We start from the raw sequence: 19058 nt of genomic DNA, 5'->3' as shown, positions 1-19058 counted from the left end.
CGAGCCTCCGCCGGGTCAGCCCTTCTTCGCCGCCTCCGAGGCCTGCTCCTTGGGCGGGGCTTCCTTCTTCTCGATCGCCTTCTCCCCGTCCTTCTTCTCGGTCGCCTTGGCGATCCGGATCCGGTCGCCGTCCTTGAGCGACCGGATCGCCTGGTAGGTCCCCGAGACGATCTCCTCGCCGAGGGAGACGCCCGACACGACCTCGAAGTAGTTGTCGCCCGCGATGCCGACCTTGACCGGCCGGAACACGGCCTTTTCCTTGTCGACGACGAACACGCCCTCCTGCTCCTGCTGTCGCTTCGCGCGCTCGGCCCGCGCCTTCGCCTTCGTGTCCTCGACCTTCATCCCCCCCGAGGCGGTCGCGGCGTTCTCCTTGGGAACCTCCTTGACCGTCAACGCGATGATCGGGACGGTGAGGACCCCCTTGCGCTCGGCGGTCACGATGTCCGCGGTGGCGGAGAGGTCGGGACGCAGCGTCGCCGGCGGCGCGTCGACGCCGATGCGGACCTCGAAGTCCACGGCCTCCGAGGTGGCCGTGGCCTGGATCGCGCTGTTGCCGATCCGCGTGACCTTCCCGGCGAGCTTCACTCCCGGAAACGCGTCCACCTCCAGGGTCGCGGGGTCGCCGAGCCGGATCGACGGGACGTCCGTCTCGTTCACGGTGACGACCGCCTCCATCTCCGGAAGGTCGGCGATGGTCAGGAGGAGCGAGCCGGGGTTGTTCATCGTCCCGATGATCGCCGTCTCTCCCTGCTCGATGTTCTTCCGGACGATCTTTCCCGCCATCGGCGCGCGGATCACCGTCTTCGCCAGGTTCTGCCGGGCGTCGTCGAGCGCGGCCCGTGCGACCGCGACCCCGTGACGGGCGGCCTCGTGGGTCGCCTGCTGGATGTCGCAGCGGGTCTGCGCGTCCTCGAGGTCCGCGTCGCTCAGAAGATCGCTGCCGCTGGCGTGGAGCTGCTTGGCGCGCTCGAGGGCGCGCTTCGCCTGGTCGAGCCCGGCCTCGGCTTGCACGAGCTGGCTCCGCGCCTGCTCGATCGCAGCCTCCTCGCGCGCCACCGCCGCTTCGTACTGCGTGGGATCGATCCGCAGGAGGAGATCGTCCTTCTGGACGAGGTCCCCCTCGTCCACCTTGAGCTCGATCACGCGCCCCATCACGTCCGCCGAGATGTCCACCTTCCGCTTCGGCCGTATCTTCCCGCTCGCGGTCACGATGGACGTGAGGTCCCGCTTCTCGACCTTCTCCGTCTTGACCTCGACGCCTCCCTTGCGCCCGCTCTTGATCGACACGGCGACGACGCCGCCGAGCACCGCGAGGGCGACGACGCCGACGGCGATCTTCGCTTTCCTGGTCATGTTCCGAGCCCCCCGGGAAGACGCCCGCCGACGCGACGCCGGTGCCCGTCTTCGGCCCCCGCGGCGGCGTGCCCTCAGAAGAGTACGTGGAACATATCACACGGTTTCGGCGCGGCGACGAGGACGCCGCGGGGGCCGGTGGACGCGATCGATTACATCAGCTCCTTGAGCCTCGCGTACCCGGCTCGGCTGACCGGGAGCACCTTCCCGTCCTTCAGTATCGCGACGTGACTGTCCTTGGCCTCGCGCTCGAGCCGGGCCAGCCGGTCCACGTTGAGAAGGTACGAGCGGTGGATGCGGACGAAGCGGGCAGGTTCGAGCCCCTCCGCGAGCTCCTGAAGGGTCTGGCTCTTGAGGTGCGTGCGCCCCTCCGCGTGAATCGCGGCGTAATCGTCCTGGGCCTCGATCCAGTCGATGCGGGCGACAGGGATCACGTGCACGCTCGGCCCGTCCTTGACGATGACGCGGGCGAGATGCTCCCCCGGCGGACGGGCCGCGGCGGCGAGCGCCGCCGGCCGGAGCGAGGGAGGAGGCGTCATCGCGCGCCGCCGCACGCGCGCCCGCTCGAGCGCCGTGTCGAGGCGCTCCCTCCCGACGGGCTTCAGGACGTAGTCCACCGCGTGCACCTCGAACGCGCGGAGCGCGAACTCGTCGTACGCGGTCACGAACACCACGATCGGCGGGCGGTCGAGGAGCTCGAGCACCTCGAATCCGTCCAGCTTGGGCATCTGGACGTCGAGGAGCACGAGATCGGGCGCCTTCTCGGTGATCGTCCTCGCCGCCTCGAACCCGTTCTCGCACTCCCCGACGATCTCGACGTCGTCGTGGGCCCCGCAGTACTCGCGCAGCAGCGCGCGCGCGGGAGCCTCGTCGTCCACGATCACGACCCGGAGGGACTCGGCGTCACGCTTCATCGCGCGCATCCCCTCCGACCCGTCGCGCCTCGCGGGCCGGCGCCCTTCGGTCGGCCTCCGGCTCGAATGCCGGGAGATACAGCATCGCCCGGAATCGCCCGCCCTCGCGGGTGACCCGAAGGCCCGCCGAGCCGGGATCGAGCGCCTCGATCCGCCGCCTCACGTTGTCGAGGCCGACCCCCTGCCCGCGCCGGGGTGGCGCGTCCGGGTCGAAGGGATTCTCGATCGTGACCTCGAGATGGCCGGCGCGGCGCCGCGCCGTGATGCGGATCGTCCCACCCTCGACGCGGCTCGCGACGCCGTGCTTGACCGCGTTCTCGACGAGCGGCTGGAGGAGGAGCGGCGGGACGAGGCACCGCTCGGCCGCCGCCTCGACGTCGCGCTCGACGGCGAGCCGCGGCCCGTAGCGCACCTTCTCCACCGCGAGGTAGTGCTCGGCCAGCGCAAGCTCCTCCCTGAGGGCGACGCGGGGGCGTGCGCCGAGCGCAAGGCTCGTTCGCAGGAAATCGCCGAGGAGGTGGCACATGCGCCGCGCCGCCTCGGGGTCGGACCCGACCAGGGCGCTGATCGAGTTGAGGCTGTTGAACAGGAAATGCGGGTTGAGCTGGGCGCGGAGGGCCTTCAGCTCGGCCTCCCTCGCCGAGAGCTCGGACTCGAGCAACCGTCGCTCGGCGGCGCGGGCGGATTCGAACGCGAGGGCGAGGTAATGGGCGACGAGGGACTGCGCGTAGAGGACGACTCCGGAGACGAACAGCGCGGCGAGCTCGCGCACGATCCCGCCTCGATCCGGCCCGATCCCCGCGCGCGCCTTGAGGATCGCCGCCCACCCCGCGCCCACGGCTGTCCAGACGGAGGCCGACTGCAGCGCGGCCCCCGCGAGCAGGGCGCCGAGGCGCCACGGCGGGGCGCTCCCGATCGGGCGCGACCGGCAGACCCACCACGCGGAGAGGCAGGCGAACGCGTAGACGAGCGTCAGGGGGCCCGCGAAGACGGCCGCGTCCGCGACCGGCTGCCGGCCCAGGAGCGAGAAGAGGCCGGTGAGCAGGGCGCCGATGCCCGCCCAGAGGACGAGGTAGAGGAGGATCCTCAGCCTGCCGGCGAGCAGCGGGTGCATGGCTCAGTTCTTCACTTCCACACCGCCCATGACGACCAGGCCCTTGATGACGAGGTGGCCCTTCGCCTCGCCCTCGGGCGCCCGTGTCTTGTCGTCCACCCCTCCGAGAAGGGCGAGGGTCTCGTTCGAGACTCTCCAGTCCGCGGGGACGCGGAGGTCCACGCCGCCCCACCACACGAACACGTCGATCACCGCGGTCCCACCGGCGATCTTCGCCGGGCGGAGATCGATCTCGTGCCCCCCCATGATGGCCGTGATCTCGCCGCCGCGGAAGTCCTCCGATACGACCTTGCGCGTGGAGCCCGACCAGAAGGCGAACGCACGGACGGTCGAGGCGCCCTCCTCCAGCCGGGCCGCGGAGGACGGCCCGCGGAGTGCCGCGATCACCATCGAAGCCCCGAGAACGACGATCACCACGGGCCAGAATTCCCACGGGCTCCGATGCACGACGTCGAGCCTCTCGAGCAACAGCCAGCCCGAGAAGAACGACACGAGCAGTCCCGCCGTGACGTGGCGCCGGCAGCAGAAGCCGGTGAGCATCATCAGCCCGTAGGCCAGGGCCAGCGCGGGCCAAAAGCGGAGGACGACCGACGCGTCCGCGATCTCCAGCTGATCGAGCAGGAGGACGATGCCGAGCGCCGCGACGATCAGGCCGACGATCATCCTTCCAGCGAGCCCCCGGACGGCGACGCCGTAGACCAGCTTCACGCCATCCCGCTGCCTGGGCTCGTCGACGGGCAACCGTTCGCCGTCATTCATGGGAGGCCTCCTCGCGCGCGCGCCGCTCGCGACGACCCCGGCGCGAAATCCCCACGAGCCAGGGGGAGTCGTCGCCCGCGGGCCGTTCATCCTCTCGGCTGATCGCCTTGATCACGATCCCGACGCCGACGGCCACGAGCAGGAGCGGCCAGAACGTGTGGTAGGCGAGCCCGGCCCAGCCGAACTCGGCAGCGAAGAACGCCAGGGCCATGAGGACCAGCATCGCGCCGGACCCCAACCGCCCCTCGAAAATCTGGCAAACGCCCATCACGAGCAGGGCGGACGGCCAGAAGCGCCAGATCGAGGGGATATGGACAAGCCCCGTCCTGTCGAGCAGCAGGACGCCGCCCAGCGCCAGGAGAAAGAGCCCCCACAGGATCTGCCGGCGGGGCCGGTATCGTTCTTCCATTTCCATCGCGCGCCTCCATCGGGGTCCATCCCCGCCTCTCGTGGAGGACTCTACGGCCCCGGAGGAGGGGCGGCTCCGACTTTTCGGCGAACGGGCGCGCTCTTCCGGCGAACGGCGCCCAGGGGAGGCGCCGATGATCTCGCGACGGCCCGGATGGAGTTGAAGAGGGTGGAAAGGGACGCCGGAAATACAACGGGGACGGCTGCCCGCCGCCCACGGCGACCGGCAGCCGTCCCCGAAGAACGGATCTCGATCAGGCCTTGGTGGTCTTCGCCGCGGCCTTGTGCGGGCACTCGCCCTTGCCGGCTTCGCTCCCCTTGGAGCAGCCGCCCTTGGCCATGCTGGCCATGGCGGTCTGGAGCTTGCCGACATCGTCGCCGGAAGTGGTGGTGACGACCAGGATCACGCCCTTGTCGGTGTTCTCCACCTTGTGGTTCCACGCGGCGTTCGCCAACGGGCAGTCCTTGCAGCAGCCTCCGGACTTGAGTTCCGAGGCCATGTTGGCCTGGAGGGTATGTACGACCGTAGGATCGCTGGCCGTCATCTCGATCCGGACGCCGTTGTCCAGGTTGGTCACCGTTCGCTCGACGCCCTTCATCGCGGCGGGGCACGAGTGACCCATGGAAGCCGTCATCGCGGAATCCTTGTCGCAGGCCAGGACCGCCGGTGAGACCAGCAACGCGATCAGAGCCGAAAGAACCAGGAAACGCTTCATGGAGGGTTCCTCCCCTTCTCCGTGTCCGCGCATTGGGGTCTGACGCCTGGCCGGGGAGCGCGGCGGATCCTCGGCCGGTCGGCGATCGGCAACCCGTTACTTGTACCACGGGATGCCCGGGTCGGCCACCCGGCGACGAGCGCCGTCGCGAGCCCCGGGGCGACACAACCGGGCGCTCCTCGTCGTCTCCCGATTGAACGCGTAGAATCGCGATGGAGGCGAAAATGAACAGAATCAGGCTCGGCGGCTGGACTCTCGGCGTCGCAGTGGCGGCGTTGAGCCTCGTCGCCGCGATGGCCCAGGCCCCCGGAGGCCGCGCATGGAAGGGAAACGGTCGCGGTGGTGGTGAAGGCCTGGTCGAGAGGATGGCGAGGCAACTCGACCTCACGGCGGATCAGCGCTCGGCCATCCGCGGAATCGGCGCGAAGTACTTCGGAGGCGCGCTGGGCGACGACCGCGATGCGCTGCGCCAGGCGCGGCGGAATCTCGAAGCTCTGGTGCGCGACCCTGCGGCGACCGACGAACAGGTCAAGGATGCCGTCAACGCGGTCTCGGCCCAGGCGGCGCTGGTCGCGCTCGAGGGGCACCACATGGCGGTGGAGATCTCGGCGGTGCTGACCCCCGAGCAGCGGCAGAAGGCCGCCGCACTCCGCGGCCGGCGGCACGCCGGGAAGGGGAGTCCTCCTCCCGAGGATCCCGCCGAGATGTGACGGCCCGGGGCGGCGGGGCGTCCCTCCGCCCCGGTCTTCGGGGAAGGCCCGCGGCGGGACTCCGATCCGCCCGCGGGCCGGTGGCGTGCCGAATCGCCGGAACGGATGGATGCGTGCCAGGTGGCCGGACCCTCCAGCACGGAACTCGATCTCCTCTCCGCCGCGAGGGAGGGCCGCCAGGAATCGGGCCGGCGTCTGATGGCGGAGCACGGTCCCTCGATGGTCCGGACCGCGCGCAACGTGCTGGGGCGGTACGGCGGCAGCGAGGCCGAGGACGTGGTGCAGGAAGCCTTCATCGCCGCGCTCACGACGACGGCTCTTCCGACCGGTGACCTCGGAGCCTGGCTCCGCGCGGTCACCGCCCGCAAGGCGCTCGATTGGCTGCGGCGCGCGCGCCGGCGGAGAGAAGCGCCGCTCGTCGAGCCGGACGACGCGACGGGCCGGCTCGGAGTGGAAGGCGGGACGTCTTCGCGGATCGACGTGCTGGCCGTCCGCGAAGGGCTCGGTCGCCTGTCGCCGGCGGATCGAGCGGTGCTCACGCTGGTGGATCTCGAGGGTTGGTCGATGACCGACGCGGCCCGCGCGCTCGGCCTGACGTCGGTGGCGGTGAGAATCAGGGCGGTCCGGGCCCGTCGCAAGCTGGGCCGTGTGCTGCGCGCGGGCCGCGGCCCCGATGGGATGCCGCCGGGAAAGGGGGGTGCCGGGTCATGAGCGACGGGAATTCGAGGCGCGACGACGACCGGGAGCTGGTGCGTGAAGCGCTCCGCCGCGCGCCGGGATCGGAGGAGCCCGACGTGGCGCGCCTGCTCGAGCGCGTGCCGCACCTCATGACCGAGGCGCGACGCCGGAGGAGCGCGCCCGCGACGCAGGATCCGCGGCCGGCGCTGGCCGAGCGCGCGCGGCGCGCGATCCCGAGGCTCGCCTTCATGACCGCGGCCGTCGTCGCGGTCGCCGCGGCCGCGGTGTTCCTCGAGCCCGAGCCGCCGGCCAATGGCACGGGCAGCATCGATTCCGTGATCTTGAACGGCTCGGAGGCCGGCGGCGCCGATTCCCCCGACGTCCTTCTCGACCTCGTGACGAGCGAGGAGACGAATCATGGCTGAGGCGCAGGCGGCACCGCGGCGCGCCGGCGGCTTGCTCGCCGTGAGCGTCGTCTTCATGCTCGGCATGGTCTGCGGCGCGGCGTCGTTCTTCGTCGGCGTGCGCTTGCTGCAGCGCGCCCCCGAGCTGGGATGGCGCGTGGGGGCGCGCGACGGGCGGCTGGCGATGGCGCGGATGTCCCGGGAACTCGGGCTCGACGCGAAGCAGCGAGATCAGGTCCGCGCCGTGATCGCGAGGCGCCGCGCCGAGGTCCGCGAGATCCTCGAGAGCGGGCGTGACGAGATCCGCGACCTCCTGCGGCCCGACCAGCGGGAGAGGTTCGACCGGATGGGGCCCGCACGGCGGGCGTTCTCCCGCAGGGGGCCGCCTCCTCCGGACCGCTAGCGCTCGAGAGGCGGAGCACGCCCCGAGAGGCGCGAGGCCGCTCCGCGCCGCGTGGGGGAGGAACCTCCTTCGACGTACAATACCCGCTTCCCCGGAGGAGCCGAGCGATGCCCCGAGACGACGAGCGCCCCGACCCGAACCCGCCCTTGGGCGACGAGGACTTCGCGTCGATGCTGGAGGACACCCTCAAGCCGAGGTCCTTCGAGGAGGGGCAGACGGTCGAGGGGGTCGTCGTGGCGGTCACCGACGACGTGGCGTTCATCGACATCGGCGGAAAGGGCGAGGCGACCATCGACCTCGGCGAGCTCAAGGGCGACGACGGCGAGCTCGAAGTGGAGATCGGGGACCGGATCGCGGCCCTGGTGGTGTCGACCGAGGGAGGCCTCAAGCTGTCGCGCCGGCTGGCCCGCGGCGCGGCGTTGAGGCAGCAGCTCGCCGACGCCTTCCGCGCCGGGCTTCCGGTGGAGGGGAAGGTCGACCGGGCGATCAAGGGCGGTTACGAGGTCAAGATCGCGGGACAGCGCGCGTTCTGCCCGATCTCGCAGATGGACACCGCGTTCACGGCCGACCCGTCCGTGCACGAGGGGAAGGTCTACACGTTCCGGATCGTCGAATACCGGGAGGGCGGCAAGAACTTGGTCGTGTCCCGGCGCGCGCTCCTCGAGGAGGAGGAGCGCGAGAAGGCCGACGAGGTGCGGCTCTCCGCCGTCCCGGGCGCGGTGCTCCGCGGTCGGATCGTGTCGGTGCGTGAGTACGGCGCGTTCGTGGATCTCGGCGGCGGCGTCCAGGGGCTGCTCCACGTGTCGGAGATGGGGTGGTCGCGCGTATCGAATCCCGCCGACGTGGTCGCACCCGGCGACGAGATCACGGTCAAGGTCCTGCGCGTGGACGACGCGAAGAAGCAGATCGCCCTCGGCCTCAAGCAGCTCGGGGCCGATCCGTGGACGACGGTGGATGAGCGCTACGCGGCCGGCCAGGTGAGCGAGGGCCGCGTGACCCGGATCGCGACCTTCGGCGCGTTCGTCGAGCTGGAGCCGGGGATCGAGGCGCTGGCGCACGTCTCGACGTTTCCGCCCACCGGGACCGCGGACGGCTGGAAGGCCTCGGTCCCGCCGGGGACCCTCGGTGCCTTCGAGATCCTGAGCGTGGACGTCGACCGGAAGCGGATCGGCGTCGCGATGCTCGAGGCGGGCTCCTCGCGGGCCGCGGAGGCGAAGCCGAAGCCGGAGATCGTCGCGGGCGCTCGCATCAAGGGAAAGGTGGAGCGGCTCGAGAAATTCGGCGTGTTCGTGTTCCTCGCTCCGGGCCGCACCGGCCTCATCCCTCTCGGCGAGACCGGGGTCGAGAAGGAGGCGGACCTCAGGAGAGCGTTCCCCGTCGGCGGGGAGGTCGAAGTGGCCGTCGTCGAGGTGGACGCCGCGACTCGCCGGATACGCCTGAGCCGCCGGGCGGTACTGGAGGCCGAGGAGAAGAGCGAGGCGAAGGAATACGCGGACCGGCAGGAGGGCCCGCAGGGCGAGGCCTTCGGCGCCTCGCTCGCCGACAAGCTCCGCGCGGCACTCGGAAAGTAATCGGGAGACCCCCGTCCCGTCGGCCGCCCTCGGACGAAAACCGCGCCTCCTCGCGCTTTCCTGGGGCCCCGGAAAACGCTTGCGTTGAATCGCGAATTGTGCTTGCTTCCTCGCCCCGCCCGGAGTACAAGCTAGGTATAACCGCGAAAAGGAGGGGCAGGCCATGCGGAAGCAACTGGTTGTGTCCCTTGCAGTCGGCGTGCTTCTCGTCCCGGCCCTGGCGGCAGAACCCGGGCGGCCCGTCCCGGCCGGGGAAGTGCTCCGACCCTCACCCCAGGAGTGGTGCCCCGAAGGGGCCGTGCCGAGCCCGGACAACGACTGCATCACCCTCCCCGTGCTGCTCTACGCGGGCTCTCCGCCGTACCCGGAGCTGGCCATGAGAGGCCGCATCACCGGGAGAGTGGAGGTGGAGGCGGTGATCGCCGCGAGCGGGAAGGTGACGGAGGTTCGAGTCATCAAGCCCAACCGGATCTTCACCGAGGTTGCCGTGGCAGCCGTCAAGCTGAGGATGTACAAGCCGGCCTACCGGCGAGGCGAGCCGGTGGCGGTCTGCGTCCCGATCGAGGTCCGATTCGACCTGGCTCCCCCGGGATGGCGGCCCGCGCCGGGGACGTCGCCCGGAGGACCCGATGTCGTCCTCGTGACGCCGTGGGGCCTGCAGCCCCCGATCGTCGGCAACCAGCAGCGGCCGCCGACCGGCCGCGACACGCAAGGCCCGAGGAAGTGAAGCTCGGGTGAGAATCGACTGACGAAGCGACCCGATCGGCGTGGGCCTGTCTCCGCGATCGGGTCGTTTCATGTCCAGGGGGCGTGGACGCACCGCAGCACGCGAAACACTGGCGCCGATCACCGGGTGTCGCCGTGCGTGCGTGAAGCCGATTGCCGTCGTGGCGGCGCCGGTGCTACGATCCCGCGCCAGCCCGGCGGAGACCTCTGATGCCGATCTACGAGTACCGGTGCCGCGCGTGCGGCGAGCACTTCGAGAAGATCGTGATGAGCGCGTCCGCTCGCCCGGCATGCCCCGCGTGCGACAGCCGGAAGCTCGATCGCGTCCCCTCCGCGTTCGGAATCGGCGGCGGCGGGGATTCCGCCGCCCACGCCGGCGGCGGCGGAGGCTGCTCCGGCTGCAAGCGCGGCTCCTGCTCTACCTGCCACTGAGCCACCGTTCCGGCCGATGCCCGGACCTCGCGGCCGCCGGGAAGGTCAAGCCGGTGCTGGAGCACTAACCGCTCGACCGTGTCAACGAGGTCCGCGATCGGCTCATCGCCGGAAAGGTCCGCTACCGGGCCATCCTGGCGCACGGCGCGTGAGCCCGGCCCCCGGCGCGCGGGGGTGATTGCCGGTGCCCGGCCCGGAACCTACATTCGACGGCAGGGCGAGGACCGTCCGGCGACGTTTCCGTCCGTCGGCGAAAGGGGGCTCCGATGCTGGGACTGGGCATCTTCCTCGTCGTGGTCGCGGCCGTCGTTTCGCTGGCCGGCACGGTCATGTTCGCCATCGCGGCGTTCCGTGTCAGCCTTATGTGGGGCTTTCTCGTGCTGCTCGTGCCGTTCGCGGGCCTGGTGTTCCTCGTGAAGTTCTGGCCGCTGGCGAAGCGCGGGTTCCTCGTCGGGCTCGCGGGCTCCGGCATCGCAGTCGCAGGATACCTCGTGCTCAGCATCGGGATCGCGTCCGCGGCGAAGGCCCAGCTCGCGAAGCTGGCGGACCCGAGCCCGCCGGGAACGGAGCGGCCTCGCCTGGTGGCGCGCCCCGCCGTGGTCGAACCGGCGGCGAGCCCGTCTTCGAGGGACCGCAATCTTAAGGGCCGGTTCGCCGGCGCGGGGGGGGGGCGGGGGCTACCCGAGGCCTCTTCCGAGCTCGCCGACCCCTCTGAGATCAGGCCACGGGACCTCCCGCGCCACGTCGGCGAGGACCTGCGATTCGTCGCCAAGGCGGGGGGCTCGGTCTGGGGGAAGCTGGTCGCCGTGAAGCCGAACGCCTTGACGATCGAGCGCCTCGTTCACGGCGGGTCCGTGCGGTACGACCTCGCCATGACCGACCTACGCCAGGTGCGAAGCGTGGACTGATCCGCGTCCGGCGCTCGGGCACCGGCCTCCGACTTCTTCGGGACCGCGCTTCTCCCTCGGGAGCGGCAGCAGCGGTCGCCCGCGACGCCGGCGGTGCGAAGCCGAGCGCTTCGACCCGCCGACCTCTCACAGTGTCCGCTGTCCCCGCTCCATCTCCAGCAGCCACCTCTTCCGCCACAGGCCGCCGCCGTACCCCGTTAGGTTGCCGTCGGCCCCCACGACACGGTGGCACGGGATGACGATCGCGATGCGGTTGTCGCCATTGGCGCGGGCCACCGCGCGCACGGCGTCGGGCATTCCGATCAGCCGGGCCTGCTCTCCGTAGGACCGGGTCTCGCCGTAGGGGATGGTCCGGAGCATCGCCCAGACCTTCTGCTGGAACTCCGTCCCGGCGGCGTCCAGCGGAACGGTGAAAGACGTGAGCGCCCCGCCGAAGTACCGCTCCACCTCGTCCGCGAGGCGCTCGAAGAACGGGCTGGTCCCGGGGAGGATCGCCGCGCCGAAGCGCCGCCGCACGCGGTCGAGCTGCGTCGGCAGCATGCGCCGGTCGGCGAATTCCAGGAGACAGATCCCCTTCGCGGTCGCGCCGGCCACCATCGGGCCCAGCAGCGTCGGGATCCTCGTCACTTTGACGAGCGCTCCGTCGCGGGCCCCGGAAGGCACGATGCCGGCGATTCTCTTGAAGGCGTCGCTGAAGGCGCTCGTCGATTCCCATCCCGCCGCGAATGCCGCGTCGATCGTCCGGTCGCCGTGGGCGATCCTCCCGAACGCCGCGCCGACCCGTAGCGCGCGGAGGTAGGACTGGAACGTGAAGCCGTGGTGTTTCTTGAACCAGCGCCTGAGGGCGACCGGATCGACGCCGCGCGCACGGATCTCGGCGTCCCTGAGACGAAGCGCGGGCTCGGCCTCGATCTCGTCGAGGATCGCCTTGATCCCCTCCGGCGGCGCACCGCGGGCGTCGAGCGGGTGGCAGACGCGGCAGGGCCGGTAGCCCGCCAGGAGCGCCTCCCGCGCGCCCGCGAAGAAGACCACGTTCTCCCGTTTCGGCTTTCGGGCGGTACAGACGGAGCGGCAGAAGATCCCCGTCGTCCGGACGCCGGTGAAGAAGACCCCGTCGTACTCCGGGTCCTTCCGCACCAGGGCGCGATACATCGTCTCGTCGTCGGGCAGCGTTCGTGCGTTCATGACGAGAGAGAATACCGGCCCGGACGAAACGGGCAACCGGAATTCAGACGAGGAATTCCCCTGGCGGCCTCCCGGTCTTGCCGTACGGGAGCCCCCGGGCGCGCTGGCGGCGGATTCGTGGGCGATGGCGTCCCGGGGCGCGCTCCCCGGATCGGCGCGCCCCAGGATCGGATCTCCGTGAATCTGGCGTGAGACTCCGCCTCGTCAGATCGGGTCTCCGCAGAAACGGGGATCCTCGGAACACTGAGCGCAAAGCGTGTGCTTGGGCGGTCCGCCTCTCCCTCTCGTCGGGGCAACGATGAACTTCATGCGAAACCCTCCTCCGGCGGTCGGAGAAGCTCCTGTTCCGCTCCGGGGACACGGACTGCCCGCCGACCGCCGCGAAACGACGGCGTGAATATACGCCTAGCCGTTGAACCTGAGCATGAAAAAAAAGGCCCGCCCGGCCGTTGGGCCGAGCGGGCCGAACCAGAGGGTCGTGTCGGAAAGGAGGCGTCACCCTCCTTTCGGAATGCCTACTGGCAGTCTCCGTTGCCAGGCAGGACCACGCGGGCCTTCGCGGTCGATTCCGATCCGTAGGAGCTGCTCTGGATGCCGTCGAAGTACTGCACGGCGTAGAAGAACACGTGCCCTGGCGCCGGAACCGCCGTGTCCTCGAATCCTGCGGTCGTCGTGGCCGTGGTGGCGTGGTCGATGCACACGACCTGGCCGAGGTCGATGTTCGAACCCGAAACTCTCAGGTTCGCCAGGTCGCCTCGGACCACGTCGTAGCTCTGGGCACCCTCGACCGGGCCCCAGATCACCTTGGTGTTGTTCCGATCCTGCAGGAGGAGGCTCAGCGGCTCGACCGCCATGTCACGCATGTCGTGCGGCACCGAGACCTGGGTGGACGTGCTGGAGGCGTTCCCCGAGACGTCCGAGGCCCGATAGGTCATGGTGTACGCGCGCCCCGAGCCCTGGCCGTCGCGCTCGGCGCGGAGCAGGATCTGGAAGTCCGGGGTGCCGATCGCGGCGCCCTGGATGTCGTTGGTGGTCGTGCCGTCCCCACCGCCCTGGGCGTCGTCGGGCTCGTTCGAGGTCGCGGCCGTTAGGATGATCGACGGATTCGGATCGCAGACGTCCGTGGCGATCACCGCGTTGTTGACGGTCACCATCCGGTGGTTCGGCGGCCAGAGCACGCTGGGGCTCGAGATCGCCGAGATGACCGGAGGCTCTGTGTCCACGACCGTGATGGTCACGGTCGCGGGATCCGAGTTCTCAAAGCCGTCGTTGACCACGAGCGTCACCACCGTGGATCCCAGCGGGAAGCTCGCGGTGGGCGTCGGGCTCGTCGGATCGTCGAAGGTGATCCCGGGAGCGCTCCAGAGGAACGTCAGAGGATCGCCGTCGGGGTCGCTTCCCGAGCCGCTCAGCGTGAAGGTGGCGCTGAGGTTCCCGGTGCACTCGCCCTGCTGCGGCGCGCCCGCCACGGCCGTGGGCTTCTGGTCGACGGCCAGGTGGACCGTGACGGTCCGATGGGCGTTGGCCGGGTCGTTGCTGGTGAAGTCGAACGTGGCGTCGTGGGGCCCGTGGCCGAGGCCGGTGGAATCCATCGACACCGTCACGTCCTGGCACTGGCCCGCCGGCACCGTTCCGTTGACCGGCGTGAGCCTGGCCCACTCGGGGATGGACGCGATCTGAACGGCCAGGTTGTCGTGGACGTAGGCCGAGTTGAAGACCACCGTCAGCCCGTCGTTCCGGGCCGCGTTCTGGATGCCGATGGTGGCCGAGTCGAGCGTGCCCGTCATCGACAGGTACTGGTAGACGATCTTGCCGTCGGGATACAGGATCGTCTCGTAGGTGTACAGCCCGGTGAGCCCGGCGCCGGTGTAGTGGGGCACGTTGACGTACTCCACGATGAACCGGAGACCGTCGTTGTAGTAGAACGCCTGGGCACTGCCCGCGCTGGAGCTGAAGTTCATGTCGTCCCAGAACGGGGCGAGCAGGTTCTCCGGGTAGGACGTGCCACCGGTCGGCAGCGGCTGGTTGTCATAGGAGTAGAGCCCGCTCGAGACCGTGCTGGTGAACGACAGCCACCCGTTGGAGTTCGCGGCCACGGTCGAGAAGGTGTTCCCGTAGAACTTGAACGGGAACCCGATGGGGATGCCGGTGACGCTCTGGTCGTCGGAATTCAGTCCGACCGGGGTGCCGACGCCGGTGATGTCCGCCCAGTTGAAGACTGGGCCGCCCGGCTCGTCGGAGTCCGTCCACCGGTAGCCGAAGAGGTCCGGGCCACCGGATCCGAGGATACCGACCCGCGGATCGGGCTCGTCCTTCCCGAGATCCATCGTGCCGTAGCTCGCCGCCGAGCCGCCGGAGATGATGTTCGTCCCGGACTGCCAGACGAGGTCCGAGCCTCCGGTGTTGCACACCGTGAGGGGCCGGGTCGTCGTGGAGTTCGGCGGGAGGACGGCGTCGATGGAAGCCGGCGCGACCTCGATCACCGGTGCGATGAGCGCGGTGCCGGCGAGCGGGATCACGAACGGGTTGTGCGTCGCGTCGTTGCTGACGATGCTGATGCTCCCGCCGAGGCTCCCCGCGGTGGTCGGCGAGAACTCGACGGTCACCGGGATGGAGCCGAAGACGGGAATGTCGACCGGGGTGCTCAGCCCGCTGAGACTGAAGTCGCCGGAGACCGAGTAGCTGTTGAGGTGCAGGATGTCGGTCCCGACGTTCTTGATCGTCAGCGGCAGCGTACTGTGGTAGCCGACGTAGGTCATCGGGAAGGTCAGCGACGCCGGGATCGCGCCGACGAGCGGGATGCCGGTCACGTGGAGACCCACCGGCACCGAGATCACGCCGTGAGCCGGGTCGTTGGTGGTGATGTCGACGGTCGCCGCGTAGTCGCCGCCGATCAGGGTGCTCGAGTCGATCGCGACGTCGAGATCCATGAACCCGCCCGCCGGGATCGTCCCGGTGCGCGGCCCGACGCTCAGCCAGCCCGCGGGCGGCTGGAACTCGACCGCGAGCCCGTTGTGGACGTAGTTCGCGTTGTAGTCCACGGTCAGGCCGTCATCCATCGTTGCGTTCTGGATGCCGATCGTCGCGGAATCGAGCAGCGTCCCCTGCATGTCGAGGTACTGGAAGACGATCCGGCCGTTCGGATAGAGGATCACCTCGAACGTGTACGGCCCGCCCGACGAGTAATGCGGTGCCGCGACGTACGACACGATGAACCGGCTGCCGTCGCTGTAGTAGTAGGCGTTGCCGCTCGTGCGCAGATCCAGGTCGTCCCAGAAGACGGCGAGCATGTTCTCCGGGGAGCCGGTGCCCGGCAGCGGGCTGTTCGAGAGGCTCGTGCTGGAGTTGGTGAACGACAGCCACCCGTTCGTGCAGATGTTCACGGTCGTGAACGCGCCGCCGTAGAACGGGAAGCTGAAGCCGAGCGGAATGCCGGGCGCGTTGCCGTCGTCACGGGTTCCGCTGGTGAAGTTGACCGGCGTCCCGATGCCGGAGATGTCCTGCCAGGAGAACGTCGGCCCGTTCAACGCGTCGGAATCGCGCCAGCGGTAGCCGAACGTGTCCGGTCCGCCCGAGCCGAGGATGCCCGGCCGCGGATCCGGCTCTTCCTTCTTGAGGTCGAGAGGCGGGTAGGCCTGGACCACGGCGCCGGTGGTGAGATGAACGTCGGTGCTGTAGGTCAGGTCGCTACCGCCCTGGTTCTCGAGGTGCAGCGTGCGGTGGACGGAGTCGCCCGCCAGCAGGGACTCGCTGAACGACGGCGGCGACCAGACGGCGACCGGAACGAGGATGGCCGTGCCGCTCACCGGCATGGACTTGATCGGGTTCACCGGATCGTCGCTGTGGACCTGGACCGCCGCGTTGGCGGGCAACGCTCCGGGAAGCGTCGGGAACCAGCTCAGGTTGAACACCCGCGAGCTTCCGGGCGCGAGGTCGAACGCGGCCTGGCTGAAGACCTGTCCGGTCGCCGGCGCTTGCACGGTCAGCGTCCCGTTGTTGGTCGTCACGTCGGTCACGTGGAGCACGTCGGTCCCGGAGTTGACCAGCTGGAACGTGGTCAGGTGTGGGTACCCGACGTACTGGGTGCCGAAGGCATACGAGGCCGGCGCGAAGGTGGCGATCGGCACACCGATCACCGTCAGCTGCGCCGGGACCCGCTTGGTCTCGGGGAGGTTGTTCGTGAGGACCACCGCGCCGTTCAGCACGCCGCCGAGCCGGTCGGTGGAGTCGAACTTCACGTTGAAGACGAAGTTCCCACCGGCGGGAATGGTCGCGGACGACGGCGTCACCACCAGCCAGTCGGGAGTGCGGCTGAACTGGATCGCCATGTTCGCGTGGACGTAGTTTGCGTTGAAGTCCGCCGCGAGACCGATGGTCTTCGTTCCGTCCTGGATTCCGATGGTGAGCGAGTTGTAGGTGCCGCCGGTGGGCATGGTTTTGTACATGTAGAGGATCTTGCCGTTCGGGTAGATCTGCACCTGGAACGTCATGGGGTTCCCGCTCGGGGAGAACTTCTCGACGTTCGTGTACTGCACGATGAACCGAGCGCCATCGAACTGGTACTTGACATTGCCCGACCGGAGGTGCAGGTCGTCCCAGAGCAGGGCCAGCATGAACTTGGCGCCGCTGGTGTTGGGCAGAGTGGAGTTGGTCAGGCGAGTCGCGGTGTCGGTCGTGTCGAACGTCAGGAACCCGTTGGTGCCGACCTTGAGCTGGGTGAAGTTGCTCCCGTAGAAGGGAAACGTCATTCCCATGTTGATCGCGGCGCTCAGCGCGTCGTCCGAGCTCGAGAACGAGATCGTCGTCCCCGTCGCGCTGATGTCGGCGAAGTCGAACGTCGGGCCGCCGGATTCGTCGGAGTCCTTCCAGCGGTATCCGAAGGCGTCGGGGCCGCCGTGGCCCAGCGCGCCCTCCTCGGAAGCGTAGACGACATCCCCGTTGCCGAGGTCGGCCCCGGCGTTGACGATCAGGCTGGACCCGCCGGTGTTGTACACGGTCAGAGGAAGGTTGGCCTGCTGGCCGGTGAAGAGCGTCTGGGCGAACGAGGTCGGGTCGTAGACCATCTGCGGGGCCACGAGGCCGTTGCCCGTCACCGGAACGATGATGCTGGGATTCGAGGAGTCGTTGCTCTGGATCGTGACCGATCCGGAGAACGCGCCGGGCGTCGCGGGAGTCCACGTCACGGCCACGTTCTGCGAGCTGTGCGGCGCGACGTTGAACACCCGCGGAGTCACCGAGATCTGCGGGCCGCTCGGGGTGATGTCCGTCACGACCAGGGTGTCGGTCCCCGCGTTCGCGACGATCACGTTCTGCGGCGTGGCGACGCCGACGAAGACGTCGCCGTAGGCGAGGGCGGAGGGCTGGACGTTGGCCTCCGGCGCCCCGGTGACGTGAAGCACGACGCTCACGGGCAGCACCGCGTGGGCCGGGTCGTTGGTCATGATGTTGACCGTGCCCGGGTAGTGGCCGCCCTCGAGCCCCGATGCGTCCATGTGGAGGACGATCGGCTTGGACTCGCCGCCCCGGAGTCTTCCGGAGGTCGGCGCCGCGCTCAGCCACTGCGGGATGGCCGCGATCCGCACCGCCAGGTTGTCGTGCACGTACGCCTGATTGAACGCGATTTGCAACGCCGTCGTCTTGGCGGCGTTCTGGATCCCGATCGTCGCCGAGTTGAGCGTGCCGGCGACCGTCAGGTACTGGAAGGTGATCTCCCCGCTCTGGTCGATGATCGCCTGGAAGGTGTAGGTGCCGGGCTCCGTGGTGCCGTAGTGCGGAATGTTGTTCCACTGGATGATGGCGCGGTTGCCGAACGACTGGAAGAAGATCAGGCTGGCGCCACCGGGGTTCAGGTCGTCCCAGAACGGGGCGATCAGGTTCTCGGGCGCGCCGGAATTCGGCAGCGGCTGGTTGGAGTACGAGGTCGCCGAGCTGGTGAACGAGAGCCAGCCGTTCGAGCAGACCTCAATCGAGCTGAAGAGCGTGCCGTAGAACGGGAAGTTGAAGCCCAGGGCGATCGGAGCGCTGGTGGAGTCGTCGCTAGTCACGCCGGCGACCGCCGTCCCCGTCCCAGAGATGTCCGTCCACGAGAACGCCGGACCGCCCGGCTCGTCGCTGTCGGTCCAGCGATAGCCGAACACGTCCGGACCGCCGCTGCCCTGCGCGATCGGCGGACCTTGGCGGGGATCGATCTGGTCCTTCCCGTAGATGACGGGATCCTGCGGCACGCTGAATGGTTCACCCAGCGCCGGCGACGGGATCGTGAAGTCGAGGGTCCCGGTGCCGATGTTGCTCAGCACCACCGTGCGGTCCGTCTGCTGGCCGGTGAGCAGGTCCGCGGTGACGGAGTTCGGATCCACGTTGCCGGTCGGCGGAGGCAGGGTCGTTCCGGACGCGAGATTCGAGAGCGGTCCGGGATTGCCCCACTCGTCGAACGCCTTGACGGCGAAGTAGTAGAACGTGCTGGCGTCGAGGCCGTGGACCTCCATGCTCTCAGGAGATCCCGCGACCTGCGGGGTCGGCTCGTTGCCGGCCCGCGTCGCCGAGGCCCAGTTGGCCTCGCTGATCGCGGACGCCGAGTACCGCACCTCGTAGTAGCTCGCGGTTCCCACGTTCCCGTCGTCCCCGGTGGCCGTCCAGGTCAGCCCCATCGTGTTCGATCCGGGGTCGATCGTCGCGAGGTCGGTGATCGCCCCGGGCGGCACGGTGTCCGGAGCGGCGATGGTGAAAAAGGCGTTGAGCCGGCCGTTGCTGACGCACTTGCCGTTCATCGACGCG

Annotated in this window: 16 protein-coding genes; 8 read left to right on the top strand and 8 right to left on the bottom strand. The window is 69.6% G+C overall.

Going from position 1 to position 19058, the window contains the following annotated elements; all coding sequences use genetic code 11:
• Positions 1 to 15: 15 nt before the first annotated feature.
• The 6 genes from LAO51_01425 to LAO51_01400 all read right to left on the bottom strand — a co-directional run bounded on the left by LAO51_01425 (position 16) and on the right by LAO51_01400 (position 5267).
• Complete coding sequence (locus LAO51_01425; protein MBZ5637397.1) at positions 16 to 1356, bottom strand: efflux RND transporter periplasmic adaptor subunit; 1341 nt, start codon at positions 1354 to 1356, stop codon at positions 16 to 18.
• Positions 1357 to 1508: 152 nt separating this feature from the next.
• On the bottom strand, positions 1509 to 2270 hold the full coding sequence (locus LAO51_01420; protein MBZ5637396.1) for a response regulator: 762 nt from the start codon (positions 2268 to 2270) through the stop codon (positions 1509 to 1511).
• On the bottom strand, positions 2260 to 3384 hold the full coding sequence (locus LAO51_01415; GenBank protein ID MBZ5637395.1) for a histidine kinase: 1125 nt from the start codon (positions 3382 to 3384) through the stop codon (positions 2260 to 2262). Before LAO51_01415 ends, LAO51_01420 begins: the two co-directional genes overlap by 11 nt.
• A 3-nt stretch (positions 3385 to 3387) precedes the next feature.
• Complete coding sequence (locus tag LAO51_01410; protein MBZ5637394.1) at positions 3388 to 4143, bottom strand: cell wall-active antibiotics response protein; 756 nt, start codon at positions 4141 to 4143, stop codon at positions 3388 to 3390.
• Positions 4136 to 4558: a DUF5668 domain-containing protein gene (locus LAO51_01405; protein MBZ5637393.1), complete on the bottom strand. Its 423-nt coding sequence runs from the start codon at positions 4556 to 4558 to the stop codon at positions 4136 to 4138. The genes LAO51_01410 and LAO51_01405 overlap by 8 nt, the downstream gene beginning before the upstream one ends.
• 247 nt (positions 4559 to 4805) lie before the next feature.
• Positions 4806 to 5267 (bottom strand): hypothetical protein, encoded by a 462-nt coding sequence (locus LAO51_01400; GenBank protein MBZ5637392.1) that lies wholly within the window; start codon positions 5265 to 5267, stop codon positions 4806 to 4808.
• 224 nt (positions 5268 to 5491) lie between these two features.
• Between LAO51_01400 and LAO51_01395 the strand changes: the two genes are divergently transcribed.
• From LAO51_01395 to LAO51_01360, 8 genes are all read left to right on the top strand, one after another.
• Positions 5492 to 5977 (top strand): periplasmic heavy metal sensor, encoded by a 486-nt coding sequence (locus tag LAO51_01395; GenBank protein MBZ5637391.1) that lies wholly within the window; start codon positions 5492 to 5494, stop codon positions 5975 to 5977.
• A gap of 120 nt (positions 5978 to 6097) precedes the next feature.
• A complete protein-coding gene (locus LAO51_01390; GenBank protein ID MBZ5637390.1) occupies positions 6098 to 6688 on the top strand; it encodes an RNA polymerase sigma factor in 591 nt (196 codons plus the stop codon).
• Positions 6685 to 7080, top strand: coding sequence for a hypothetical protein (locus tag LAO51_01385; GenBank protein MBZ5637389.1), 396 nt, complete (start codon positions 6685 to 6687; stop codon positions 7078 to 7080). The genes LAO51_01390 and LAO51_01385 overlap by 4 nt, the downstream gene beginning before the upstream one ends.
• Entirely contained in the window at positions 7073 to 7462 is a 390-nt protein-coding gene (locus tag LAO51_01380) for a hypothetical protein (protein ID MBZ5637388.1), read from the top strand. The genes LAO51_01385 and LAO51_01380 overlap by 8 nt, the downstream gene beginning before the upstream one ends.
• A 107-nt stretch (positions 7463 to 7569) precedes the next feature.
• On the top strand, positions 7570 to 9033 hold the full coding sequence (locus LAO51_01375) for a S1 RNA-binding domain-containing protein (GenBank protein ID MBZ5637387.1): 1464 nt from the start codon (positions 7570 to 7572) through the stop codon (positions 9031 to 9033).
• 163 nt (positions 9034 to 9196) lie between these two features.
• Positions 9197 to 9760, top strand: coding sequence for an energy transducer TonB (locus tag LAO51_01370; protein MBZ5637386.1), 564 nt, complete (start codon positions 9197 to 9199; stop codon positions 9758 to 9760).
• A 209-nt stretch (positions 9761 to 9969) separates the two neighbouring features.
• Positions 9970 to 10191: a zinc ribbon domain-containing protein gene (locus LAO51_01365; protein ID MBZ5637385.1), complete on the top strand. Its 222-nt coding sequence runs from the start codon at positions 9970 to 9972 to the stop codon at positions 10189 to 10191.
• Between the two features lie 266 nt (positions 10192 to 10457).
• Positions 10458 to 11099: a hypothetical protein gene (locus tag LAO51_01360; GenBank protein MBZ5637384.1), complete on the top strand. Its 642-nt coding sequence runs from the start codon at positions 10458 to 10460 to the stop codon at positions 11097 to 11099.
• A gap of 126 nt (positions 11100 to 11225) precedes the next feature.
• Here the strand turns inward: LAO51_01360 and LAO51_01355 are convergent, their stop codons facing one another.
• Together LAO51_01355 and LAO51_01350 are read right to left on the bottom strand one after the other, a co-directional pair.
• Complete coding sequence (locus LAO51_01355) at positions 11226 to 12251, bottom strand: methylated-DNA--[protein]-cysteine S-methyltransferase (protein MBZ5637383.1); 1026 nt, start codon at positions 12249 to 12251, stop codon at positions 11226 to 11228.
• 548 nt (positions 12252 to 12799) lie between these two features.
• Complete coding sequence (locus tag LAO51_01350) at positions 12800 to 18931, bottom strand: choice-of-anchor D domain-containing protein (protein MBZ5637382.1); 6132 nt, start codon at positions 18929 to 18931, stop codon at positions 12800 to 12802.
• Positions 18932 to 19058 lie beyond the last annotated feature (127 nt).

Source organism: Terriglobia bacterium (assembly GCA_020073205.1).
Taxonomy (GTDB): domain Bacteria; phylum Acidobacteriota; class Polarisedimenticolia; order Polarisedimenticolales; family JAIQFR01; genus JAIQFR01.
The sequence above is the reverse complement of the archived record's forward strand: the minus strand, read 5'-3'. Positions and strand labels throughout refer to the sequence as shown.

What these genes read in the sequence shown, in the direction of transcription:
- LAO51_01360 (MBZ5637384.1), top strand. Translation starts at nt 10,458, where the DNA reads ATGCTGGGACTGGGCATCTTCCTCGTCGTGGTCGCGGCCGTCGTTTCG.
- LAO51_01415 (MBZ5637395.1), bottom strand. Translation starts at nt 3,384, where the DNA reads ATGCACCCGCTGCTCGCCGGCAGGCTGAGGATCCTCCTCTACCTCGTC.
- LAO51_01385 (MBZ5637389.1), top strand. Translation starts at nt 6,685, where the DNA reads ATGAGCGACGGGAATTCGAGGCGCGACGACGACCGGGAGCTGGTGCGT.
- LAO51_01395 (MBZ5637391.1), top strand. Translation starts at nt 5,492, where the DNA reads ATGAACAGAATCAGGCTCGGCGGCTGGACTCTCGGCGTCGCAGTGGCG.
- LAO51_01370 (MBZ5637386.1), top strand. Translation starts at nt 9,197, where the DNA reads ATGCGGAAGCAACTGGTTGTGTCCCTTGCAGTCGGCGTGCTTCTCGTC.
- LAO51_01405 (MBZ5637393.1), bottom strand. Translation starts at nt 4,558, where the DNA reads ATGGAAATGGAAGAACGATACCGGCCCCGCCGGCAGATCCTGTGGGGG.
- LAO51_01355 (MBZ5637383.1), bottom strand. Translation starts at nt 12,251, where the DNA reads ATGTATCGCGCCCTGGTGCGGAAGGACCCGGAGTACGACGGGGTCTTC.
- LAO51_01410 (MBZ5637394.1), bottom strand. Translation starts at nt 4,143, where the DNA reads ATGAATGACGGCGAACGGTTGCCCGTCGACGAGCCCAGGCAGCGGGAT.
- LAO51_01380 (MBZ5637388.1), top strand. Translation starts at nt 7,073, where the DNA reads ATGGCTGAGGCGCAGGCGGCACCGCGGCGCGCCGGCGGCTTGCTCGCC.
- LAO51_01425 (MBZ5637397.1), bottom strand. Translation starts at nt 1,356, where the DNA reads ATGACCAGGAAAGCGAAGATCGCCGTCGGCGTCGTCGCCCTCGCGGTG.
- LAO51_01365 (MBZ5637385.1), top strand. Translation starts at nt 9,970, where the DNA reads ATGCCGATCTACGAGTACCGGTGCCGCGCGTGCGGCGAGCACTTCGAG.
- LAO51_01400 (MBZ5637392.1), bottom strand. Translation starts at nt 5,267, where the DNA reads ATGAAGCGTTTCCTGGTTCTTTCGGCTCTGATCGCGTTGCTGGTCTCA.
- LAO51_01420 (MBZ5637396.1), bottom strand. Translation starts at nt 2,270, where the DNA reads ATGAAGCGTGACGCCGAGTCCCTCCGGGTCGTGATCGTGGACGACGAG.
- LAO51_01375 (MBZ5637387.1), top strand. Translation starts at nt 7,570, where the DNA reads ATGCCCCGAGACGACGAGCGCCCCGACCCGAACCCGCCCTTGGGCGAC.
- LAO51_01350 (MBZ5637382.1), bottom strand. Translation starts at nt 18,931, where the DNA reads ATGGGGCTGACCTGGACGGCCACCGGGGACGACGGGAACGTGGGAACC.